This window comes from Rhizobium herbae (assembly GCF_019511375.1).
Classification (GTDB): domain Bacteria; phylum Pseudomonadota; class Alphaproteobacteria; order Rhizobiales; family Rhizobiaceae; genus Pararhizobium; species Pararhizobium herbae_A.
In genome coordinates, this window is the sequence record NZ_JAEUAO010000002.1 from 1184293 (window position 1) to 1204566 (window position 20274).

General features: G+C 59.7%; 19 protein-coding genes, 1 tRNA gene and 1 pseudogene. 9 read left to right on the forward strand and 12 right to left on the reverse strand.

Annotated elements, in window-relative coordinates; all coding sequences use genetic code 11:
• Positions 1–3: 3 nt before the first annotated feature.
• From JNB71_RS12955 to JNB71_RS12975, 5 genes are all read right to left on the reverse strand, one after another.
• Positions 4–1506, reverse strand: coding sequence for an AMP nucleosidase (locus JNB71_RS12955; protein WP_220372160.1), 1503 nt, complete (start codon positions 1504–1506; stop codon positions 4–6).
• Positions 1507–1582: 76 nt separating this feature from the next.
• Positions 1583–1903, reverse strand: coding sequence for a YnfA family protein (locus JNB71_RS12960; protein ID WP_220372274.1), 321 nt, complete (start codon positions 1901–1903; stop codon positions 1583–1585).
• Between the two features lie 80 nt (positions 1904–1983).
• On the reverse strand, positions 1984–2157 hold the full coding sequence (locus tag JNB71_RS12965) for a hypothetical protein (protein ID WP_220372161.1): 174 nt from the start codon (positions 2155–2157) through the stop codon (positions 1984–1986).
• A 12-nt stretch (positions 2158–2169) separates the two neighbouring features.
• Entirely contained in the window at positions 2170–2343 is a 174-nt protein-coding gene (locus JNB71_RS12970; RefSeq protein WP_220372162.1) for a hypothetical protein, read from the reverse strand.
• A 412-nt stretch (positions 2344–2755) separates the two neighbouring features.
• A complete protein-coding gene (locus JNB71_RS12975) occupies positions 2756–3097 on the reverse strand; it encodes a DUF2147 domain-containing protein (RefSeq protein ID WP_220372163.1) in 342 nt (113 codons plus the stop codon).
• Positions 3098–3645: 548 nt separating this feature from the next.
• Here JNB71_RS12975 and JNB71_RS12980 point away from each other — a divergent pair.
• Positions 3646–3912: a sel1 repeat family protein gene (locus JNB71_RS12980; RefSeq protein WP_220372164.1), complete on the forward strand. Its 267-nt coding sequence runs from the start codon at positions 3646–3648 to the stop codon at positions 3910–3912.
• A 32-nt stretch (positions 3913–3944) separates the two neighbouring features.
• On the opposite strand, the gene JNB71_RS12985 is transcribed toward JNB71_RS12980, so the two are convergent.
• The 3 genes from JNB71_RS12985 to JNB71_RS12995 form a co-directional block, all read right to left on the reverse strand.
• Entirely contained in the window at positions 3945–5069 is a 1125-nt protein-coding gene (locus JNB71_RS12985) for a pyridoxal phosphate-dependent aminotransferase (protein ID WP_220372165.1), read from the reverse strand.
• A 118-nt stretch (positions 5070–5187) separates the two neighbouring features.
• A complete protein-coding gene (locus tag JNB71_RS12990; RefSeq protein WP_220372166.1) occupies positions 5188–5556 on the reverse strand; it encodes a PilZ domain-containing protein in 369 nt (122 codons plus the stop codon).
• A 248-nt stretch (positions 5557–5804) separates the two neighbouring features.
• The gene (locus JNB71_RS12995) at positions 5805–6161 is read right to left on the reverse strand and encodes a hypothetical protein (RefSeq protein ID WP_220372167.1); all 357 of its coding nucleotides are present in this window, start codon (positions 6159–6161) and stop codon (positions 5805–5807) included.
• Positions 6162–6484: 323 nt separating this feature from the next.
• Here JNB71_RS12995 and JNB71_RS13000 point away from each other — a divergent pair, with 323 nt between their 5' ends.
• On the forward strand, positions 6485–8713 hold the full coding sequence (locus JNB71_RS13000; RefSeq protein WP_220372168.1) for a caspase family protein: 2229 nt from the start codon (positions 6485–6487) through the stop codon (positions 8711–8713).
• Positions 8714–8798: 85 nt separating this feature from the next.
• On the opposite strand, the gene JNB71_RS13005 is transcribed toward JNB71_RS13000, so the two are convergent.
• Positions 8799–8978: a hypothetical protein gene (locus JNB71_RS13005; protein ID WP_220372169.1), complete on the reverse strand. Its 180-nt coding sequence runs from the start codon at positions 8976–8978 to the stop codon at positions 8799–8801.
• Positions 8979–9271: 293 nt separating this feature from the next.
• Between JNB71_RS13005 and JNB71_RS13010 the strand changes: the two genes are divergently transcribed.
• The 5 genes and pseudogenes from JNB71_RS13010 (at position 9272) to JNB71_RS13030 (ending at position 14205) form a co-directional block, all read left to right on the forward strand.
• Positions 9272–9361, forward strand: a tRNA-Ser gene (locus tag JNB71_RS13010).
• Between the two features lie 276 nt (positions 9362–9637).
• On the forward strand, positions 9638–9832 hold the full coding sequence (locus JNB71_RS13015; RefSeq protein WP_220372170.1) for a hypothetical protein: 195 nt from the start codon (positions 9638–9640) through the stop codon (positions 9830–9832).
• 50 nt (positions 9833–9882) lie between these two features.
• A pseudogene (locus JNB71_RS24800) lies at positions 9883–10464 on the forward strand (DNA ligase).
• Between the two features lie 640 nt (positions 10465–11104).
• Positions 11105–11740 (forward strand): Hint domain-containing protein, encoded by a 636-nt coding sequence (locus tag JNB71_RS13025; RefSeq protein WP_220372275.1) that lies wholly within the window; start codon positions 11105–11107, stop codon positions 11738–11740.
• A 1412-nt stretch (positions 11741–13152) separates the two neighbouring features.
• Positions 13153–14205, forward strand: a complete 1053-nt coding sequence (locus JNB71_RS13030) for a porin (RefSeq protein ID WP_220372171.1) — start codon at positions 13153–13155, stop codon at positions 14203–14205.
• Between the two features lie 100 nt (positions 14206–14305).
• Here the strand turns inward: JNB71_RS13030 and JNB71_RS13035 are convergent, their stop codons facing one another.
• The gene (locus tag JNB71_RS13035) at positions 14306–15202 is read right to left on the reverse strand and encodes an alpha/beta fold hydrolase (RefSeq protein WP_431028782.1); all 897 of its coding nucleotides are present in this window, start codon (positions 15200–15202) and stop codon (positions 14306–14308) included.
• A 125-nt stretch (positions 15203–15327) separates the two neighbouring features.
• Positions 15328–17400 carry a lytic transglycosylase domain-containing protein gene (locus JNB71_RS13040; RefSeq protein ID WP_223215823.1) on the reverse strand — a complete coding sequence of 691 codons (2073 nt, stop codon included), beginning with the start codon at positions 17398–17400 and terminating at the stop codon, positions 15328–15330.
• A 302-nt stretch (positions 17401–17702) separates the two neighbouring features.
• Between JNB71_RS13040 and dapA the strand changes: the two genes are divergently transcribed.
• A complete protein-coding gene (dapA, locus tag JNB71_RS13045; RefSeq protein WP_220372173.1) occupies positions 17703–18587 on the forward strand; it encodes a 4-hydroxy-tetrahydrodipicolinate synthase in 885 nt (294 codons plus the stop codon).
• Positions 18587–19063 (forward strand): SsrA-binding protein SmpB, encoded by a 477-nt coding sequence (gene smpB, locus JNB71_RS13050; RefSeq protein ID WP_018329634.1) that lies wholly within the window; start codon positions 18587–18589, stop codon positions 19061–19063. Before dapA ends, smpB begins: the two co-directional genes overlap by 1 nt.
• Positions 19064–19118: 55 nt before the next feature.
• Here smpB and JNB71_RS13055 read toward each other — a convergent pair whose 3' ends face one another.
• Positions 19119–19703, reverse strand: coding sequence for an NYN domain-containing protein (locus JNB71_RS13055; RefSeq protein WP_220372174.1), 585 nt, complete (start codon positions 19701–19703; stop codon positions 19119–19121).
• Positions 19704–20274 lie beyond the last annotated feature (571 nt).

Genomic DNA, 20274 nt, shown 5'->3' on the forward strand with positions numbered 1-20274 from the left:
GCGTCACTGGAACGCCGTCTCGAAGAAGCTGCGTAGTTTGCGCGAATGCAGCTTTTCCTTCGGCATGGCCGCGAGCTTCTGCAAGGCCAGGATACCGATCTGAAGATGCTGGCTGACCTGAGTCTTGTAAAAAGCCGTCGCCATGCCCGGCAGCTTCAATTCGCCATGCAGCGGCTTGTCGGAGACGCAGAGCAGCGTTCCATACGGCACGCGGAAACGGAATCCGTTGGCCGCAACAGTGGCCGATTCCATGTCGAGCGCGATGGCGCGCGATTGCGACAGCCGCTTCACCGGACCGCGCTGGTCGCGCAGTTCCCAGTTGCGGTTGTCGATCGTCGCGACCGTTCCCGTCCGCATGATCCGCTTCAGATCGTAGCCTTCATAGCCAGTGATTTCCGCCACAGCGTCCTGCATCGCCACCTGAACCTCGGCGAGTGCCGGGATCGGCACCCAGACGGGCAGGTCGTCGTCGAGCACGTGGTCCTCGCGCACATAGGCGTGTGCCAGCACGTAGTCGCCGAGCGTCTGGCTGTTGCGAAGGCCCGCGCAATGGCCGAGCATCAGCCAGGCATGGGGTCTGAGCACCGCGATGTGGTCGGTTATCGTCTTGGCATTGGAAGGTCCGACGCCGATGTTGACGAGGGTGATGCCGCCGTGCCCCTTCTTCTTCAGATGGTAGGCCGGCATCTGCGGCAGGCGGGCGAGCGTCAGGTCCGATTCGGGCTTGTCTGATCCGGCAGGCGTGATGATGTTGCCCGGCTCGACGAAGAAGGTGTAGCCATTGCCGCCTTCCGCCATCTGCTGGCGCGCCCAGGCGCAGAATTCATCGACGTAGAACTGGTAGTTGGTGAACAGCACGAAATTCTGGAAATGTTTCGCGCTGGTTGCCGTATAGTGGCTGAGGCGAGCCAGCGAATAGTCGATGCGCTGGGCGGTGAACGGCGCCAGCGGCGAGGGCTCGCCCGGGCCCGGCTCGTAGGAGCCGTTGGCGATTTCGTCGTCCGTGGTCGTCAGGTCCGGCGTGTCGAACAGGTCGCGCAGCGGCACGTCGATGTTTTCAGCCATCGCGGCTTCGACATAGGCCCCTTCCTTGAAAGCGAAATGCAGCGGTATCGGCGTCGCCGATTCGGAGACGGTCACGCCGATACCGTGGCTGCGGATCAACAGGCCGAGCTGTTCCTTGAGATAGTGCCGGAACAGTTCCGGCCGCGTGACCGTCGTCGTATAGACGCCCGGCGCGCTGACATAGCCGTAGGACAGGCGCGAATCGACATGGCTGAAGCTGCTGGTCTCGATGCTGACCTGCGGATAGCAGGCGCGATAGCGCGAGATCGGCGTCCCGGTGCGTCCGAGTTCGGTAAAGGCATCGACGAGGAATTTGGTGTTGCGCTCGTAGAGCGCCGACAAGGCGCCGACGGCGGCGGCAGGGTCATCGAACGTCTGCGGCTCGAAGGCATCCGGGGTGGCGACGGAAAGGGCGGAGAGGGAAGAGATTCGTTTGTTCATGCGGCATTATAGGATGGCGTCTTTTACAAGCAAACGACAAGATTTGAATGCACAGGCGCCGTTCGGCAAAAGCCGCTCAACGCGGGCCGGCAAGGATGATGGCGGTGCCGGCAATGGCAAGCGTCACGCCGCTCACGTCCCAGCGATCCGGCCGCACACCCTCGACGGTCCATAGCCAGGCCAGCGAGGCGGCGATATAGATCCCGCCATAGGCGGCGTAGGCGCGTCCGGCAGCCGTCGTATCGATCAACGAGAGTAGCCAGGCGAAGAGCGCAAGGCTTGCCATGCCAGGCAAGAGCCACCACATGGGCTTGTCGAGCTTCAGCCACGCCCAGAAGGCGAAGCAGCCGGCGATTTCCGCAAGGGCGGCAAGGGCATAGATGGCGAATGCTGCGATGGGCATGGTGGTCCTTCCTGGGCGCGATATAGGAAGGCAGAAGATTTAAGCGCGCAAGTGAATCATCTGCGCCGCCAGAATCAGGTCATGGACTGGCGCTGAAGTGTAACAAAAAGAACGAGGCCGGCTCCCTGCTTGCCGATGCCAAGCCCGGAGGCCTTGCTGTAGGCGATTGCACCCACTGGCGCCATCAGCAGGGCTGCAAGCGTCAGCATGCGCAGGGCGATGGTTGCGGTACGGGCGAGGGAAGACATCGTTTCTGGCCTTTAGAGCTTGGCCTGTTCGCAGAACTGCGCTGTATGCACGGTGCAGTCGGCGATCGAGCCTGCAAAGTTGTGGCGGCGGCGCTGTGTGTCGGCGCTGACGGCGGCCGCAAGCGTGATCGCGAAGACGACCATGAGCATGCTGATGATGGTGAGGCGGCGTGCGAGAATGTCCATGGCTTTGTCCGTTTGTGGGGTTTGTCGGTCGGGGTTCAACGCGATGATGGCCTTTTCGCACAGGCAAACTGAACTGTTGCTGATACCCCGGTTCATCTCCCGTTCATCTTCGCGCCGTGCGGCGGATGGCTGCCCGATCGCACTCTTTTGCTGGCCAGCCCCGGAACGGCTGGAAGATACCGTCGTCCGCGATGAATTGGGCCCACGAGGCAAATACACGTATCGGGAAGGGCGAGCAGTTCGCGCCCGGCTCGGGCGTCCAGAGGGGCTCGATGTCTCGACAGGAAAGTGCGGGAGCGGCAGAAACACCGGTCGTAGGACAGGCAAGGCCGGAAAATTCTGTTCCGTCAGAAGGCCCGCTGAAAATGAAGCGACATCCGGCCGGCCGCTTCCTGCCGGATGTCCTGTTTGATTACATCCGCGTCCAGGTTTGCGACTTGCAGAGCACCTTCAAGACACAGCCCTGCATTTTCAGCGAAGTGCCCTGGATCGACGCCGAACCGCTATAGGTCTTGTCGTTGGCAGGATCGGTGATCTCGCCCGTATAGCTGTCACCACTGCCGTTCATGCTGCCGATGCGCTTGCCGGCGTGCTTTCCTGTCGTCAACGTGATGCAGTAAGCACCGCCGCAGGACGCGATGGCGGCCGTCTCGCCGCTCGCCGTCTTCCAGTTGCCGACGATCGGTTCGGCGGCAAAGCCCGCGGTGGTCGCGCCCAGCGTCATGGCTGCAGCCAGAATGAATATGCGGATCATGTAGTTCCTCCCATAAAGCTCGCCGGATGACCATCCGTTTCCCGCATGGCCTGGGCGAAATGTTGCCTGAGCCGGTCTCCTTACCGCTCAACGCCGGGAAAAATAGCTTACGCGAACGTAAACGTAAATAAGGGAAGAACCTGTTTCCCGCCTGAAGTTCCGCAGAACCTCGCCTCTCCCGCGCCCGGGCGTTTTTTGGTTTGCGGCAGCCGACCGATTTGCGTGGTTAGCGATTGGTTGAAATCGGAATTTGAATTTTCCGTAAAGATTGAGACAAAAGCCAACGTTTCAAAGGGGTCCGATGTTTAACGACAACCCAATTTTACCAATCGTTTGAACTTTGTTTGCCTCAAATTAATCATGCATTTTAAGCGTGTATTGAAACGACTGCGGCATACTCAAACCCATAAGACGAGCAGGGGAGAACACCCCGCCGAAAACCCTTGGGAACCGAAAGCTGCAGAAGACGGCTCGGCCCCAAGGCGCCTGAAAAGGCAAAAAACAGGGACTGCGCTGAGCAACCAACAAGGCAAACAGGGACATAGAAAATGGCACGCTTTGACATTCAGAATGCTTCGGATGCCGCGATGGGCGGCGAAAACCGCGCTGACGTCCTTTGCGAAATGGGCTTGATGTATGCAACCGGGCGTGGTTGCGACATCGATCTCGTCGCCGCACACAAGTGGCTCAACATCGCGGCTATCAAGGGCTCCGACCGCGCAGCGGCGCTGCGCGCGGATCTGGCGATGACCATGAGCAAGACCGATCTTGCCGCGGCCCTGCGCGCCGCCCGCGACTGGATGACCATGCATTGAGATGAGGCAGGCAGTAGGCGGTAGCGACTTGCCTATTGCCTATTGCCTATTGCCTCGATCACCTTCGGCAGCGCTTCCTCCAGAAGCGCCATATCCGCCTCCGGCCCGGTGCTGATGCGGATGCAGCGGTTGAGCGGCGCCACGCCCGGCATGCGGATGAAGACGCCGTGATCCTCCATCAGCCGATCGACGATCGCGCGCGCAAACACCGCATCCCGCCCGCAATCGATGGCCACGAAATTCGTCGCCGAGGGCAGGGGCTGCAGCCCGTTCTTGAGGGCGATGCCGGCAATCCTGTCGCGCGACGCAGCGATGTTCTCCAGCACTTCCGTCAGATAATCACGATCCGCCAGCGCCGCGAGCGCTGCTGCGGTGCCGATCCTGTTCATGCCGAAATGGTTGCGGATCTTGTCGAAGGCCTGCGCCGTTCCCGGAGTGCTGATGACATAGCCGACGCGCGCACCCGCCAGGCCATAGGCCTTGGAGAAGGTACGGGTGCGGACTACGTTCGGCATGTCGATCAGCGATGCGATCGAGGGAATGGTGCCCGCCGGTGCGGTCTCTCCATAGGCTTCGTCGAGCACCAGCAGGCATGTCTCGGGCAGCGCCTTGGCAAAGGCGACGACGCTGTCGGCATCCCACCAGCTGCCCATCGGATTGTCCGGATTGGCGAAGTAGACGAGCGGCGCGTCTTCTTGTCTGACCGCCGCCAGCAGACCGTCGAGATCCTCGCGGTCATCGACATAGGGCACCGTCACCAGCCGACCGCCGTGACCGGCGACGTGGAAGTTGAAGGTGGGGTAGCCGCCGAGCGAGGTGACGACCGGCAGGCCAGGCTCGATCACCATCCGGACGATCTGCCCGAGAAGTCCGTCGATGCCTTCGCCGATAGCCAAGTTCTCCGGCGCAGTGCCGAGATGGCGGGCGAGCGCCTGTTTAAGATCGAAATTTTCCGGGTCGTTGTATTTCCAGACGCCGGTTGCCGCCTCGCTCATGGCTTTGAGAACCGAAGGAGCCGGACCGAAACCGTTTTCGTTGGCGCCGATCCGCGCCTTGACCGAACGGCCGCGCTGTCGCTCGATCGCTTCGGGTCCGACAAAGGGAATGGTGGAGGGCAGAGAGGAAACGAGTGGCGTAAAGCGGGAAAATGCGGACATGCTGTGATCGAGCCTGACGATGGATGAAACCGCAGGGGACACTAGCGACGTTTGATCGCTCTGGAAACCGAATCCATGTTCGAAATGCCGCCCCGCGTCCCTCTTCGTCGGTGAGCTGTCAGTGTTTTTTCAGATTGTTCCCGGTGAAGAACTCGTAGCGGACGATTTCATGCAGGAATTCCTCGTCGATCGGCTTGATGAAATGCACCTGGATGCGATGGTCGCTGCGGAAGATTTCGGCGCAGCCGATGCGTCTCTTGGTGCCGACGATGGTAAGATAATAGTGCTGGGGCAAGCCGATCGTGGTGTTGACCATGAGGGCGGCGCCGCCGCGTGAAATTTCCAGCATCTTGCAGGTGCGGGTCGACACGCCGCCCAGCGCCGGCCTCACGGCCATCAGCGTGCCGGCCTGCCCGATGGAGAATCGCTCGAAGCGCTCCTCGTAAAGCTTGGAGCCAACCACGGAGTACATCGTCGAATTCTGCATCACCACTCCTCGGTAGCGATGGGCTGCGGATCATAGATCAGAGCTGCCCGCCGTCGCATTTCTCCACCCTTGCCTCCTCCTGACTGCAACGGCGGTGCACGCAGAATCCTTTACGGATATTGCAATCCTTTGAAAGCATTCGCTAAAAATTTAATGAGGGCTTAATTTGCCGGACAATGTCGCTTCGGCTTGGCTGATTCTCAGCGCTGATTGGGCACACGATGATGGCCGCAGGGGCGGGCTCCGGGTCAGAGCAGGCCACTGGTAAAGTTCATTCGGATCAGCCGGCTGATGAATTCGGGCGCCAGTTGCATGTTGAAGCGCACGCCGAGTTCGAAATTGTAGCGGTGAACCTGCGAACAGCCGATTTCTTCCCGGAATCCGTCGATCTCCAGGAAGAAATGCTTCGGCAAGAGAATGTTGGCGTTGAAATCCAGCATGGCGCCGCCGATGGATATATGGCGCAGCAGGCACTGGTATTTGGTCTTGGTCTTCAGGTGCTGCCCGATGACGAGGATGCGGCATGGGCGCTCGATATAATAGTGCTTGTGGCTTGTGCTCTTTTGGCCCGGCTTTGCCTCGGCGAGATGCATCACCATCGACATCGGAAACTCCGGAAAAGATGACGGCGTTTGCCGCTTCTCATGGTTTCTGCAATTTATGCTGGGGGCGCGCTTCGCGTTTGAGCCGCTCCATATTGTTATGGTAGCAGTTTCTGCGACCAGCCTTGTCCTGACCTTGCGGCTTTCACGGTCTTGTCTTCTGGCTTGCTTAAAAAAGCGCAAAAGCGGACATTGAAACAGGGTGGGCCATACGTAATAGTTTCGTGAAAGCGCGGCGGCGACCGCGCGAAAATCTGGGAAATATGTTTGTGCGGTTTGCGGGGGCGCGAAACGTCCGGGCCTGCTGCGCAAGCGGAGGGAAAAACATGTTCGAAGCTTATTTTCGGCGCTGGGTGCCGATCCTTGTTCTGTCACTTTCTGTTTTCGTGTTTCACGCCGGCGCCGCCGAGGCTGCAAAGCGGGTCGCGCTTCTGATCGGCAACGAAAAATATGAGGCGACATCGCAGCTGAACAATCCCGCCAACGATGTCGAATTGATGAAGGCCTCCTTCGAGGAGGCCGGCTTCGACGAGGTCAAGACGGTTCACGACGTCGACCGCGCCTCCATGGTTCGGGCCCTGCGCGATTTCGAAGATGCGGCCACCGGTGCCGAAGTCGCAATCATCTACTACTCCGGTCATGGCATGGAGATGAACGGCCAGAATTTTCTTCTGCCGGTCGATGTTGCCTTGAAGAGCGACAAGGATGTGGAAGACGAGGCCGTTCCGCTCGATCGTGTCCAGCGCTCGCTGGAGGGCGCGACGCGGCTGAAGCTGGTCATTCTCGACGCCTGCCGCAACAACCCGTTCGAGCAGTCGATGACGCGGTCGATCTCGACCCGCGCCGTCAGTCGCGGTCTCGCCCGCGTCGAGCCTGAGTCGGCCGATCTGCTCGTTGCCTTCGCCTCGAAGGCCGGCACTGTCGCCATGGACGGCGAGGGCAAGAACAGTCCCTTTGCAACGGCACTGTCCAAATACCTGACGGAGCCCGGCGTCGATGTGCGCATAGCGCTCGGCAAGGTCCGCGACGAGGTGGTATCCGTCACCAATCGCGGTCAGGAACCCTTTGTCTATGGCTCGCTCGGCGGCGCCCAGATCTTCCTCAACATCAGGGAGGTCAACGTCAACGTCACCAACAATGGCAACACGCGGGAGGAAGTCTCGCCGAACGGGCAATCGGCGGCTGCCGCCGACTGGCAGAACATCCGCGATCTCGCCGACAAGGACCTGATCGAGGTCTTCCTCGCCAAGCATGGATCGGACCCGGTCTACAAGATGCTGGCTGAAAAGAAGCTGAAGCTTTTGACCGAAGCGGAGCAGACCTCGACCGCGACGCCGGACGAGATCGCCTGGGAAGCGCTGAAGCAATCGACGGACGCTGCGGCGCTCACCCGCTTCATCGAGCGCTATCCCGAAAGCAGGCACAAGGCCGAGGCTGAAACGCAGATCGCCGCGCTCGAGCCGAAGAAGGGGCTCAATATCTCCCAGACCGGCAAGGATACGCAGGCATCGCGCGACTGCTATCTGCTGGCGGGCGAGCCGCAATCCATGCCGGGCTTCCTCGGCGTCAATTTCCTGAAGATCGATTCGGCCCGCGCGCTCACCGCCTGCGCCCAGGCGGTCAACGAAAATCCTGATGACATGATGCTCGTCAATATGCTCGGCCGCGCCCATGACGCCGGTCGCAATTATGTCGAAGCGCGGCGCAACTACCAGAAGGCCGCCGACGGCGGCAATATGTACGGGCTGACGAACCTCGCCTGGTTCTCGATCTACGGCACGGATGGCCCTGTCGATATCGAAAGGGGCAAGCAGATGTTCGAGCAGGCCGCCAATGCCGGCAATTCCTATGCCCAGGCATCGCTCGGCTGGCTCTATCGCGAAGGTTACGGCGGCGTTCGCCAAGATTATGCCGAGGCGCTGAAGTGGTATCAGGCATCGGCCAACCAGGGCTATGCCAATGCCATGGCGACGATCGGCTGGTTCTACCGCGAAGGAAACGGCGTCGCGAAGGACTTCAATCAATCGCTCTTCTGGTATCAGAAAGCGGCCGACGCCGGCGATGCGAATGCCATGTCCTCGCTCGGCTGGGCCTACCAGAACGGGCTGGGCACGACGCAAGACTATACCGAAGCCAAGAAGTGGTACGAGAAGGCCGCCAATGTCGGCGATTCCTATTCGATGGCGCTGCTCGGCTGGTTCTACGACGTCGGCAACGGCGTGCCGCAGGACTATGTGCAGGCCCGTAACTGGTATGAAATGGCTGCAAATGCCGGCAGCGCCTATGCCATGGGCAATCTCAGCCGTCTCTATGATTTCGGCCTCGGCACGAAGGCCGACCCCAAGGAAGCGGCCCGCTGGGCAGCGGCCAGCGTCGAAGGCGGCGATCCGGCAAAGCTGCAGGAGATGAAGACTTCTCCGAACAACTTCACGCCGGCGTTCCGCAAGGAGATCCAGGCGCTGCTCCGGGAGCGCGGCTATTACAGCGGCCCGCTCGACGGCGACTTTGGCGCAGCCACCCAGAATGCGATGGATCGGTTGGCGAAAAAGAGCTGAGCGATATCAGATAGATCGAAAACCAAAGCCGGGGATGAGCAATCAGCCCCGGCCTTGGTGCGATCCGACGGCGAGGTGCCGTGGGTTAGCGCTTGTTTTCCAGGGCTTTGAGCGCCGCCTGGCCGGCGGCATGCGCCTGCAACTGGCTGGTGAACTGGCCGGTGGCGGGATAGACCACGGCGCCGCGCCTGAGGACGAAAGCCCATCGCCCATTGCGGCGTTTTTCGATCGTCACGTGCGTCTCCGGTTTGCTGTCGCTGTTCACATTATGCTCCCAAGGTGTTCTTCACGGCCCGAGCCTCGGGCGAGGGCGGACTCCAAAGGCAAGCACTACCGCAAAACGTCGGCGGCGGGCAATCGGCAAAGGGGGCGCAGGCAATTGGACCTTTGCCGAACAAGGGCACGGCAAGGCGACGAGACTGGCCGCAGACGGGCTTGGCCGGCTCTTGCCGGAGACTGCATCTGTGCCGTCGTTCAGTGCCGAAAATTCAACTTTGTAGCGGTCAAACGCAAAAATCCCTTGCAATGAAGGGCTCCTGACTCTAGTCAGGCGCTAACGGAGAGGTGGCCGAGTGGTCGAAGGCGCTCCCCTGCTAAGGGAGTATACCCGAAAGGGTATCGAGGGTTCGAATCCCTTCTTCTCCGCCAGTCATCCATTTGTCCCTGTAGCGTGACGCGCGGTTTTGCAATTTTGACAGCGAGAATTGCAAAAACCCGTTTTTGCAGGACCCTGTCAAAAACCTCCTTCAACGTTTTCAGTTGCTAGGGGCAAACTCTCAACGGGTTCTTAAAGCCCGCTACGGCGGCCTTCTAATTCATTATCACTTTCCCCTATCAAGGCGTACAATGTCTCGTCGCCGGCCGATCAATAGGCATCCGGCGCTTGGAAGATGATTGTGCTTTCGCCTTTTAGGGAGAGCCACAATGCTTCCCGACGAAATCATTGATGAAGGCGCGATCGCCATGATGAGACGCGTTCTCAATGCTGAATGCGCTCGTCGCTCGATCAAGCTTGACAGCCCACAAGGCGAGGAACTGGCTCTTTTAATCCTGGATGCATTCCGCAGGGGTATGACCGAGGAGCGCATCACCCAGCTACTGCGCACCGGGGATGCCTGAGTATTGCCGTGGCACGAAGCGTTTCGAAGTCGTCGACGCCCTCAGACCCGATGCCGATTCGCATTGAACCATGCTTGGCGCTTCTAGCCTCGAAGCCGCCGATCGGCCGACAGTGGGCCTTCGACGTCAAATGCGACGGTTATCGCGCGACTCTCCACATCGAGCCGACTGGCGTGCGGATGTTGACACGCTGGGGCCATGATTGGGCCGATCGCTTTCATCGATCGTCGAGCAGGCGCGACGCCTGCCGTTGAAGGCAGCGATCCTTGACGGCGAAGCCGTGGTGCTCGACGAGCGGGGACGGTCCGACTCCGGGCTCCTGCAGCGGGCCGGGTACGATAGGCCGGCTCCTACTGGCGGCGCGCTAGGGTGACGGCCTCGTCTTTGTCGGCGGCGTCGGCACCGGCTTTACGCACGGCACGTCGGTGAAGCTGCGCGAGTTGCTCAAGGAGATTGTAACAACGGCACCGACAGTGAAAATCAGGCGGAAGGCTGCAGTCTTCACCGCGCCGCTGCTCGCGGCCGAGGTTGAGTATCCGGCCTGGACGCCGGACGGTAAGCTGCGCCATCCGTCCTTCAAAGGCCTGCACGAAATCCACGACGTCGCGACGATTTATCGGATCGACGAGTAGAACCACGCGGAAAAACAACGATACAATTGTGGTAGCCACGGATGCGCCTAACCCCGTCGCAGCCAGGAGCGGAAGCGTTCACAGGACGAAGAAGCCTTGTGCTGCTGCGAAAATGGCCCGCTGCTTTTCCACAGCGGGCCAGAAGAAGGGGCTTTGCATGCCGCCCCGGTATTGGCGCGGCAGTTCGTGAACCGCGAAGAAGAGATTTGGTTCCAGCTTGCAACAGGATCGGACCTTTTCTCCAATCTATCAGACGAAAGTCTGCCTGATTTATGGGACCAAGGTCCCGTTTCAAATACTCCTTTTGGTTGTCCGAATGGACGAATAGGGAGATATCCAGACAAGACGATCGAGCGCAAAATTCGCACGTGCATCCTTAAACCGGGCAACTCCGAAAGGGCTGGTCATGTCAGGCAAAGAACCGAATGTGCAGCCTAATCGCGCGCGGCGCCACTTCCTCGGATTGGCGACTGCGGCGACAGCAAAGATCGCTCTCGTAGCAGCGGCTTTGTCGCCTTCGACTGCACACGCCAAGGGAAAGGCGTGGTGGAAAACCGGCGGCGGTTCCCCTGGCCAGGGCCATGGGCCCTCCGGGGGGCATGGCCAGTCGGGAGGGCACGGCCAGTCCGGCGGCAGCCCGATGTGCTTTCTGCGAGGCACCTCCATCATGACCCCGACAGGCGAGGTCTTCATCGAGGATCTTCACATCGGCGAACGCGTCGCAACGGTGGGAGGCAAAGCCCGGGCGGTCAAATTTATCGGTCGCCACGCCTACCAGCGGAACGGTTCATCCTGGAACGATACCGTCGTGCCGATCCGCATCTGCCGGCACGCCCTTGGCCACAGCACGCCTCGTCGGGATCTCTATCTCTCTCCCGGCCACGCGCTGTTGATGGATGGCGTACTGATAAGGGTGAGGGACCTGGTCAACGGGACTTCGATTGCACCCGCTCCGCACCGCGAGACGATCGAGTATTACCAGATCGTGCTCGACAGCCATGATGTGATCTTGGCCGAGGGCGTCCCGGCCGAGACGTTCCTTCTCACGGCCAACAACATCGAAGGCTTCGCGAACTTCGGTGAATACGCGCGCCTTTATCCCGGCGATCAACACCGTGCGATGGCGCCGTACGCACCCATTGTGGGGATGGATTCGGGTCGCGAGCACCTGAAGGCGCTTCTGCCCCGTGGGGTCCGCCGCGCTTTTCAGTTGCGTGAGCCGGTCCACGACATCTACGGGCGGATCGCCGCTCGTGGTGAGCAACTGGTCTCCTAAGGCATAAGAGGACGGTGTCTTGGATCAGTGATGCCGAACTTGATGCCGCCACCAAAGAGGGCGGGTGGTGGCATGGGCCCGCTGTCTGCAGACAGCGGGCCCTAAAGTTTACGTCATGAAATCCCCAGCGGACCCATACATGACCAACGTCAAAAATACGCTTTGGTTCCGGTCGATCGAATCATAGTCCCTGAAAGACGAAATCTGGCCGTGACCAGGCGAGACGGCAGAATTCATGCCGCCACTCATTCGTTGTGATGCCTTCGCGCCTCGCATACTCTCATGAGGCTTGCCAGGAAGCCTTAGAGGGCAGCATGCTACAGTTGCTGGAGGGCGCGGTGCGGGCCGGTTGGTCCACCGAGGAGGGCCGTCGCATTCATGGACATTGGCGACCGCCTGTTCCAGGCATTGGTGAAGCAACGCAGGGGAACGCGCTGCAGCCAGTGCGCCAAACGAAAAGGCACCGCCAGCGGAATTGCGGGGAACGCATCAGTTGAGCAGTTCGAGAGTTTCGAGATGCTCCAAAATCTGCCTCTTCGTGCATCTTCTCGACGCCATCAGGCGCAGGATATGCATCGCAACATCTTGTCCGACTTCACTCTCGCTGCGGACATAGTGCCTGCCACACCAAGTGGCCAAGGCGTCCCGCATCAGCCGAATCTCAAAGGCGTTGTAAGGCGGGAATGGGGCCACACTACTCTCCATAGATACTTGCTAAAAAAGATGGCCTCTCCCGGGATGGGGATGAGGCCACCAGATTTTCCTCCTGCGCCGATCAGGCTCAAGCGATCGGGCCGGGTCACATACTCTCCCTAAAAACCACCGCTGACTATTAAGTTTGTTAACCTCAGCTCACCCACGCCTGAAGCGATCAGTTCTTGCGCGGTCGTGCCGCGTCTTCCACCAATCGAGTAGGTCAACTCAGCGCCCTCCTCCGCCTGGTCAGGTGATTCTGCGAATCTCTTCGCTTCATGTTCGCATGTGCATCTGATTCCACCCTCCCATGCCCTTTGATCGTGTTCGCAAGGCGCCGTCTCCCGGCTTAAGATGAGTTGCGAATCTTCCTTCTTGCGCCGGTTTTGCCCCATTTCTGCCTCGTTATGACACGCAGCGAGCGTCGAGCCGGCCTGCTAAGCTGCGGTGAACAAAGGATTTTCTTAACCCCTTGTTAACAACTTCCGGGTGCTTGAGGCGATTTTGTGTCGTTTCAGCAACAGCGCAGGGGGAAGGGCGTATCAAACTGCATGAACTCGCAAGTTGGTGATTGCGCAGACGGTCCGGTCTTGTATTTTCAACTCCGGAAGCAAGGGCGGTTGATCGTCCGACTTCTTAAATGTTGGGGATGGGGCAGGGAACGCTGTCCTTCAGCAAAATACCCAGACCCGTTTGAAACTTTTGACTGGAGGTCAGAAATGAACATCAAGAGCCTTCTTCTCGGCTCCGCTGCGGCTCTCGCAGTAGTATCCGGCGCCCAGGCAGCTGACGCTATCGTAGCTGCTGAGCCGGAGCCCCTGGAATACGTTCGCGTTTGCGACGCTTTCGGCACCGGCTACTTCTACATCCCGGGCACCGAAACCTGCCTCAAGATCGGCGGCTACGTCCGTACGCAGATCGCTTATGACGAAGACTACAACGGCACCGCTGACTGGAACCCGCTGACCCGCGGCTACCTGACCTTCGCAGCTAAGAGCGACACCGAATACGGCGCTCTGTCCGGTTACATCAACCTGGAAACCAACGACAACGGTGACACCCACCTCGACGGCGCTTGGATCAACATCGCTGGCTTCGACGTTGGTTACTTCTACAACTGGTGGGACGATGGTCTTTCGGGCGAAACCGACTCGATCGGTTCTGCTAACACCCTGACCAACGCTATCCGTTACACCTACGACGGTGGCACGTTCCAGGTTGGTGTTGCTGTTGACGAACTTCGTGGTTCGACGCTCGGTTATTCCGACGATGGACAGGCCACCAACGATGACGTCGGCGTAAGCGGTCTTCTCGGCTTCACGCTCGGTGGTGTCACGGCTCAGATCATCGGCTCCTACGACTTCAACGTTGAAGAAGCTGCCTTCCGCGCCCTGTTGACCGCTGAACTCGGCCCGGGCACGTTCGGCATCGCAGGTGTCTACTCGACGGATCCGAACTACTTCTACGACACGGCTGAGTGGACTGTTGCTGCCGAATACAAGATCCAGGCAACCGACAAGTTCTTCATCACCCCGGCTGCTCAGTACTTCGGCGACGTCCAGACGCTTGACGCCATTGGTAATAACTCGGGCGACTTCGACGGCGGTGTTGATGCATGGCGCGTTGGTGTAACCGCTGGTTACCAGATCACGGAAGGTCTGCGTACGCTTGCGACCGTCAACTACACCGAAGCTGACGAGGAAGACAACGTCCTGACTGGTTCGGAAGACAACCGTTGGACCGGTTTCCTCCGTCTGCAGCGCGACTTCTAATCTGATCTGACCTCGGTCAGTGATGGAAAGCCCGGCCTTTCGGCCGGGCTTTTTCCGTTCTGACGCCTCTCGGCCTCAAGTCGTGGCGGCGGCGATGCTCCTATAAAATCCCGTTGATGAAGTCCCGGATTTCGATGAGCAGATCCGGGCGGTGGAGGAGCGGAGCGTGACCCTGGCCGACAGAGGTAACCGATCGCATGCACGGATGCCGTTTAGCCATTTCGGCGAATGTCGCCGGCGACAGGATTGACGAGTTTTCTCCCCGGATCGTCATCAAGGGCACCGGTTTCAGTGCTTCGTAGAGCGGCCAGAGGTCCGCCATCGGGCTGTTCTCGCTGATGCCTCTCAGCGGCTCGATCAGGGCAGGATCGAAATCCGCGACGATCATGCCGTGCTTTTCCCTGAAGATCGCCTTTGCCATGTCATTCCAGTCCGCCTCATCAAGGGCCGGGAACGAAGCGCCGTGCACACGCTTCAGACTTTCGCCCGCCTCTTGCCAGGAATGCAAAACCGGCTGCGCCTCCAGATACTGGCGGATCAGGAGCAGGCCGGCAGTTTCGATGACCGGGCCGATGTCGTTGAGAATGACGCCCCGCAGCAAGGTTGGGCGCATCGCGGCAAGCAGGTGGAGGATCAGGCCGCCGCGGGACGTTCCGATGAATATTGCCTGCTCAACATCGAGCACCGCGCACGCCGTGAGCACGTCCTCGGCCTCGACCGCAAGCTGATAGTGGCTCTTTTCCGGGTCCCAGGCGGAAAAGCCCCGACCGCGATAGTCGAGCGCAACGACGCGGTGCGGCTTTTGCGGATGGGCAGAGAGTTGCTCCGCCAGCAGGTGGAAGTCGCGGCTGTTGCGGCTGAGGCCGGCCAGGCAAACGATCGGTAGAGCCGCCTTCGCCTGCGGGTTGTCGTGCCCGTAGTCACGGGCATAGAGCTGCAAGCCGTCGCTTGCCGAGAAAAAACGTTCCGTAAAACCGGCCTTGGTCGAATGTGTCACGGGGTCTCCCTTCATTTCAGATGGGTGAACCATAACGGATAGCGACGCGGCGGAAAGAGGGACTGCGTCTGGTTTTCAGCTGATCAGGCCGCAGATCAACTTCATGGGCTTATGGAAAATGTCCATTAACGCCCAATGCGCAGATCACTGACGATATCGGCCGTCTGCCCCAGTCGAGACTTGTAGACCTGGTAGTTTTCCATCACCCGCTGCACATAGTTGCGGGTTTCGGCGAAGGGAATTCGTTCAATCCAATCGACGACATCGTCGATCGACTTGCCGCGCGGGTCGCCATAGCGGTTGATCCACTCGGGAACGCGGCGGGGGCCGGCGTTGTAGGCTATGAAGGTGAGAATATACGAGCCGCCGAAATCATCAATCTGTTCGCCGAGATAGTGTGAGCCGAGCGTCGCATTGTACGCTGCATCGGTCGTCAACCGCTCCTTGGAATAGGCAAGTCCATGGCGCCCGGCGACGCCTTTCGCCGTGCCGGGAAGAATCTGCAGCAGTCCGCGCGCGTTGGCGGGGGAAATGGCTGCGGGATTGAAGGCGCTTTCCTGCCGTGCGATTGCATAGGCAAGCGCCTTTCCGGAGCCGCTGATGTTCGCGGTTGCCGGAATGACGCCGATCGGGAAGGCGAGGGCTGCGACATCGATGCCGCGGCCGAAGGCGAGTTTGCCGATCTGCAGCGACAGCTGATGCCCCCCGGACTTTTCCGCCCGCGCGGCAAGGATTGCCAGTTCTCCCGGGCTCGTCAGCTCTTCCGCAAGCGCCCGATAAAGACTGTCGGCGCGCCAGCCGTGGCCGGCGGCTTCAAGGCGCGCGATGGCGCGAACCGCCTCGCGGCTCTCGAATCGCAAACGATCCTCGGCGCTCGGCGACGGATAGGTGACATTCAGTGACTTCCGGCCGAGACGGGCAGCCGCAAGCTGGCCATAAAAGGTGCCGGGCAGGGTGGCTGCCTTGGCATAAAAGTCATCGGCATTGCCGGGTGCGCCGGCTTCCGCGGCGCGGCCGAGCCAGTACCAGGCACGCGAAACCGAGATCGGCCTGTTGGACGTCTGCAGGATGCGCTGGAAATGCCGGGCGGCGGTTGGGGCATCCTCCAGCCCGCGCAGCGCATACCAGCCGGCATGAAATTCTGCGTCGACGATGTCCGCCGGATCGGCTGCAACGTGGTTCGCCGCGATCCGGTAGGCGGCCTTGAACTTGCCCTGGTCGAGCAGTCCCCGGCTGATGATCCGCTGCTCGACCCACCACTCTGCGGGATTGACGAGGGCAGTCTTGTCTTTAGGAAGGTCGGCGAGCAGCTTCGCCGCTTCCTCGTATTTTTCCTGGCTGCGCAGATATTCGACGCGAATGAACAGGTAGGCCGGTTCCTTTGCCCATGAAGGATCGACGGCGGCGATGAGCGCTGCGGCATTCTTGGCTTTTTTCGCAACGGCCACGAAGGCGCGATAGAGCGACTGGGCCTTGCCGAGATCACTGAAGCGGCCAGCCTGATCCAGACGACCGCGATAGAGCAGCATTTCCATTCGACGCTTGTGATCGGCGGTGGTGAGCAGGCTCGGAAATTCTGCAAGAATCCTGGTTTCGGTGTCCTTGTCGAGAGCGTCTTTCGACCAAAGGACGCGCAGCATTTTCGCAGCCGCGTCCGTGTCTCCCTTCGCCTGCAGTGAACGGGCAAGGATAATGGTGCCTTCGGCGGTTTCCGGTCGCGTCGTGCCAAAGGCCGAGAGCACGTCGGAGGCCGGCGGATTCTCGCGGTAAAGGGCGCGTTCGGAATTGGCCCGCAGCGCGCCCAGTCCCGGCCAGCCCTTCAACTCGCGCTGAGCCTGCGCGATTTCATAGGAGGGAACACCTTTCTGGCCGGAAACGGCGATCGCCCAGGTAAGGATGTGGCGGTCGAGCGTGCCCTTGGCCATGGCGTCGCGGGCCGCTATGGCACTTTTCGCATCCCTGCTGGAAAGGGCATCGAGCCCCGTCTTGAGGTTTGTGTCGATCGGCACCGCAGCGCTCGCCGAAGCGATCGAGCCGGTGACGTCGTGAGCAGGTGGTCGGTTGGTTTTCGCGAGAATCTGAGGCTTGAAGCGCGGTAGCGGGGCTTGGTTTTCCTGCGCGGATGCGCCGGCGGCGAGGAACGCGAACGCAGATGCGCCAAGCATCGCAATCGTCCGGCGAGACAACAGTCCAGGCATCAGGAACCCCACGCTACCCCGTGTTCGTGTCTCATTTGGCGATGCAATTGCTAACGAAAGGTTACCCGCTGCCATTCGATCCCATAAATATCGGCACGTCCACGCCAGCAGGCGGTTGCGCCCTGAAATGCATAAAAACGCCGCTGATGCCGGGGAAATTGAAGGGAACCGGCGATGAATGGCGCGATAGAGTGCTTGCCGCAGGCACCTCACATGATTATGGTGCGCCAGTTTTCTAACCATGAAATGCGGCCAAAGCGTGGGTTGGTTTCAAGCTTCCCGGGCGCCGTCAGGAGTCGTGCATGTTCAAGGGGTCCATTCCCGCTCTCGTCACCCCGTTCACCGCTTCCGGAGCAGTCGATACGGATAGTTTTGCCGCGCATGTCGAATGGCAGATCAGCGAAGGCAGTCACGGCCTTGTGCCGGTCGGCACCACCGGTGAATCGCCGACCCTGTCGCATGCCGAGCACAAACGCGTGGTTGAACTGTGCATCGAGACCGCGGCAAAACGCGTGCCGGTAATCGCAGGTGCGGGCTCCAACAACACGACGGAGGCCGTCGAACTGGCGCAGCACGCCGAAAAGGCCGGTGCCGATGCTATTCTGGTGGTCACCCCCTACTATAACAAGCCGACCCAGAAGGGCCTTTTCGCGCATTATGCGGCGATCGCCGAGAGTGTGAAGCTGCCCATCGTCATCTACAATATTCCGGGTCGTTCGGTGGTGGACATGAGCGTCGAGACGATGGCGGCCCTTCACAAGGCCTACCCGTCTATCATGGGTGTCAAGGATGCGACCGGCAAGATCGAGCGTGTTTCCGAGCAGCGCATGGCCTGCGGGTCCGGCTTCGTCCAGCTTTCGGGCGAGGACGCGACGGCGCTGGGTTTCAACGCTCATGGCGGCGTCGGCTGTATCTCTGTTACGGCCAATGTCGCGCCGCGACTTTGTGCCGAATTCCAGGAGGCGACGCTTGCAGGCGATTATGCCAAGGCACTGGAATATCAGGACAAGCTGATGCCGCTGCACAAAGCCATCTTCATGGAGCCCGGTCTTTGCGGCGCCAAATATGCGCTGAACCGGCTGCGCCGGATGAGCCGCACCGTCCGTTCGCCGCTGCTGCCGACGCTCGAGCCTTCGACCGAAACCGCCATCGATGCAGCACTTCGCCATGCGGGGCTTATGAACTGATGGCACCCAAGGGCAGCCAACGTGTGGTCAAGAGAATTGTCGCGGAGAACCGCAAGGCCCGCTTCAATTACGAGATCATCGACACCTACGAGGCCGGTCTGGTTCTGACTGGCACCGAGGTCAAGTCGTTGCGCGAGGGCAAAGCCAATATCGCCGAATCCTACGCCACGGATGAGGGCGGCGAGATGTGGCTGATCAATTCCTATCTGCCGGAATATCTGCAGGCGAACCGCTTCAATCATGAGCCGCGCCGCCGCCGCAAGCTGCTTTTGTCGAAACGGGAGGCCAGCCGGCTTCAGAGCGCGATCAACCGCGAGGGCATGACGCTCATTCCGCTGAAGATCTATTTCAACGATCAGGGCAGGGCGAAGCTCGAACTGGCGCTCGGCAAGGGCAAGAAGCTGCACGACAAGCGTGAGAGCGAGAAAGAGCGCGACTGGAACCGGCAGAAGAGCAGGCTTCTGAAGGATCACTGATTATCTGCGATGGTTTCAAAGAAAAAGGAGCGGCCCAAAACCGCTCCTCTGCCGTTCATTCGGTGGCGTCATCGCTGACTGCAACCGGTTCGACGACACGGGGCGCTCGCTCGGAGGGATCGCGGCCGACTTCCGCCTTGAGGCTGACCAGTTCGATGAAATGATCGGCCTGGCGGCGCAGGTCGTCGGCGATCATCGGCGGCTGTGTCGACATGGTCGAGACCACCGAGACTTTGCGCCCCTTGCGCTGTAGCGCTTCGACCAGCGTCGTGAAGTCTCCGTCGCCGGAGAAGATTACAAGATGATCAACCGTTTCGGACTGTTCCATCGCGTCGATGGCCAGTTCGATGTCCATATTCCCCTTGATCTTGCGCCGACCGAGCGAATCGGTGAATTCCTTCGCAGGCTTCGTCACCACCTTGTAACCGTTATAGTCTAACCAGTCGATCAGCGGGCGGATGGACGAGTATTCCTGGTCATCGATCAGTGCCGTGTAATAATAGGCGCGAAGAAGATAGCCGCGCTTCTGGAAAGCCTTGAGCAGCTTGCGATAGTCAATGTCGAAACCAAGGCTTTTCGAGGCCGCGTAGAGGTTTGCGCCGTCGATGAACAAGGCGATTTTTTCGCGGGGGTCGAACATCGTTTTATCCTTTTTGTTGTCTCAATGTTTTTTGATTTTCAACCTGGCCACGCGCGAATGGGCACCAGTGGCGGAATATCCCGCTTACATTAAGAATCGAGCATATGCTAGCCATCTAAAAGAGTTCGTCCATGCTCTGTCATTCAACCAGGAATTTGCTTTAGTCTAAGAAAATTCTGGGTGGAATAGCTAATTTTCGCACTTTTTTTTTAAAAATGGGAAATTTGTGGCTTTATTTGGGATTCTTTTTGCCGGGTTGCCTATCCTACATGCTGTGTAGGCCATATCCCCCTACCGGACCGACAACGAGCTTTAGTGGGATTCAATCATCATTTATGAGGATGCCCAACGCCTATCGGCTGAGCACGCAGCTGCGCGGCGCCCCTTTCGGCACGGCAATATGGTCGCCGCCGAATATGCGCGGATATCTTTTTTTGAAATGCAGGAAAAGCTTGAATTTTGGTGCTTTTGACTGTATCGGGCAGTTTAATTCCTGAAATCGGAGCCACGCATACCGTCTGGCCGACGGCTGGCCGGGTTCCGATCTTGTTAATCAGCGCAAGCGACGGAT

Excerpts from the sequence above, each read along its gene's own strand:
- JNB71_RS12970 (WP_220372162.1), bottom strand. The coding sequence starts at position 2,343 with ATGGACATTCTCGCACGCCGCCTCACCATCATCAGCATGCTCATGGTC.
- JNB71_RS13055 (WP_220372174.1), bottom strand. The coding sequence starts at position 19,703 with ATGTTCGACCCCCGCGAAAAAATCGCCTTGTTCATCGACGGCGCAAAC.
- JNB71_RS13025 (WP_220372275.1), top strand. The coding sequence starts at position 11,105 with ATGTGCTTTCTGCGAGGCACCTCCATCATGACCCCGACAGGCGAGGTC.
- JNB71_RS13030 (WP_220372171.1), top strand. The coding sequence starts at position 13,153 with ATGAACATCAAGAGCCTTCTTCTCGGCTCCGCTGCGGCTCTCGCAGTA.
- JNB71_RS13000 (WP_220372168.1), top strand. The coding sequence starts at position 6,485 with ATGTTCGAAGCTTATTTTCGGCGCTGGGTGCCGATCCTTGTTCTGTCA.
- JNB71_RS12965 (WP_220372161.1), bottom strand. The coding sequence starts at position 2,157 with ATGTCTTCCCTCGCCCGTACCGCAACCATCGCCCTGCGCATGCTGACG.
- JNB71_RS12990 (WP_220372166.1), bottom strand. The coding sequence starts at position 5,556 with ATGCAGAATTCGACGATGTACTCCGTGGTTGGCTCCAAGCTTTACGAG.
- JNB71_RS12985 (WP_220372165.1), bottom strand. The coding sequence starts at position 5,069 with ATGTCCGCATTTTCCCGCTTTACGCCACTCGTTTCCTCTCTGCCCTCC.
- smpB (WP_018329634.1), top strand. The coding sequence starts at position 18,587 with ATGGCACCCAAGGGCAGCCAACGTGTGGTCAAGAGAATTGTCGCGGAG.
- JNB71_RS12975 (WP_220372163.1), bottom strand. The coding sequence starts at position 3,097 with ATGATCCGCATATTCATTCTGGCTGCAGCCATGACGCTGGGCGCGACC.
- JNB71_RS12955 (WP_220372160.1), bottom strand. The coding sequence starts at position 1,506 with ATGAACAAACGAATCTCTTCCCTCTCCGCCCTTTCCGTCGCCACCCCG.
- dapA (WP_220372173.1), top strand. The coding sequence starts at position 17,703 with ATGTTCAAGGGGTCCATTCCCGCTCTCGTCACCCCGTTCACCGCTTCC.
- JNB71_RS12980 (WP_220372164.1), top strand. The coding sequence starts at position 3,646 with ATGGCACGCTTTGACATTCAGAATGCTTCGGATGCCGCGATGGGCGGC.
- JNB71_RS12995 (WP_220372167.1), bottom strand. The coding sequence starts at position 6,161 with ATGTCGATGGTGATGCATCTCGCCGAGGCAAAGCCGGGCCAAAAGAGC.
- JNB71_RS13040 (WP_223215823.1), bottom strand. The coding sequence starts at position 17,400 with ATGCCTGGACTGTTGTCTCGCCGGACGATTGCGATGCTTGGCGCATCT.
- JNB71_RS13015 (WP_220372170.1), top strand. The coding sequence starts at position 9,638 with ATGCTTCCCGACGAAATCATTGATGAAGGCGCGATCGCCATGATGAGA.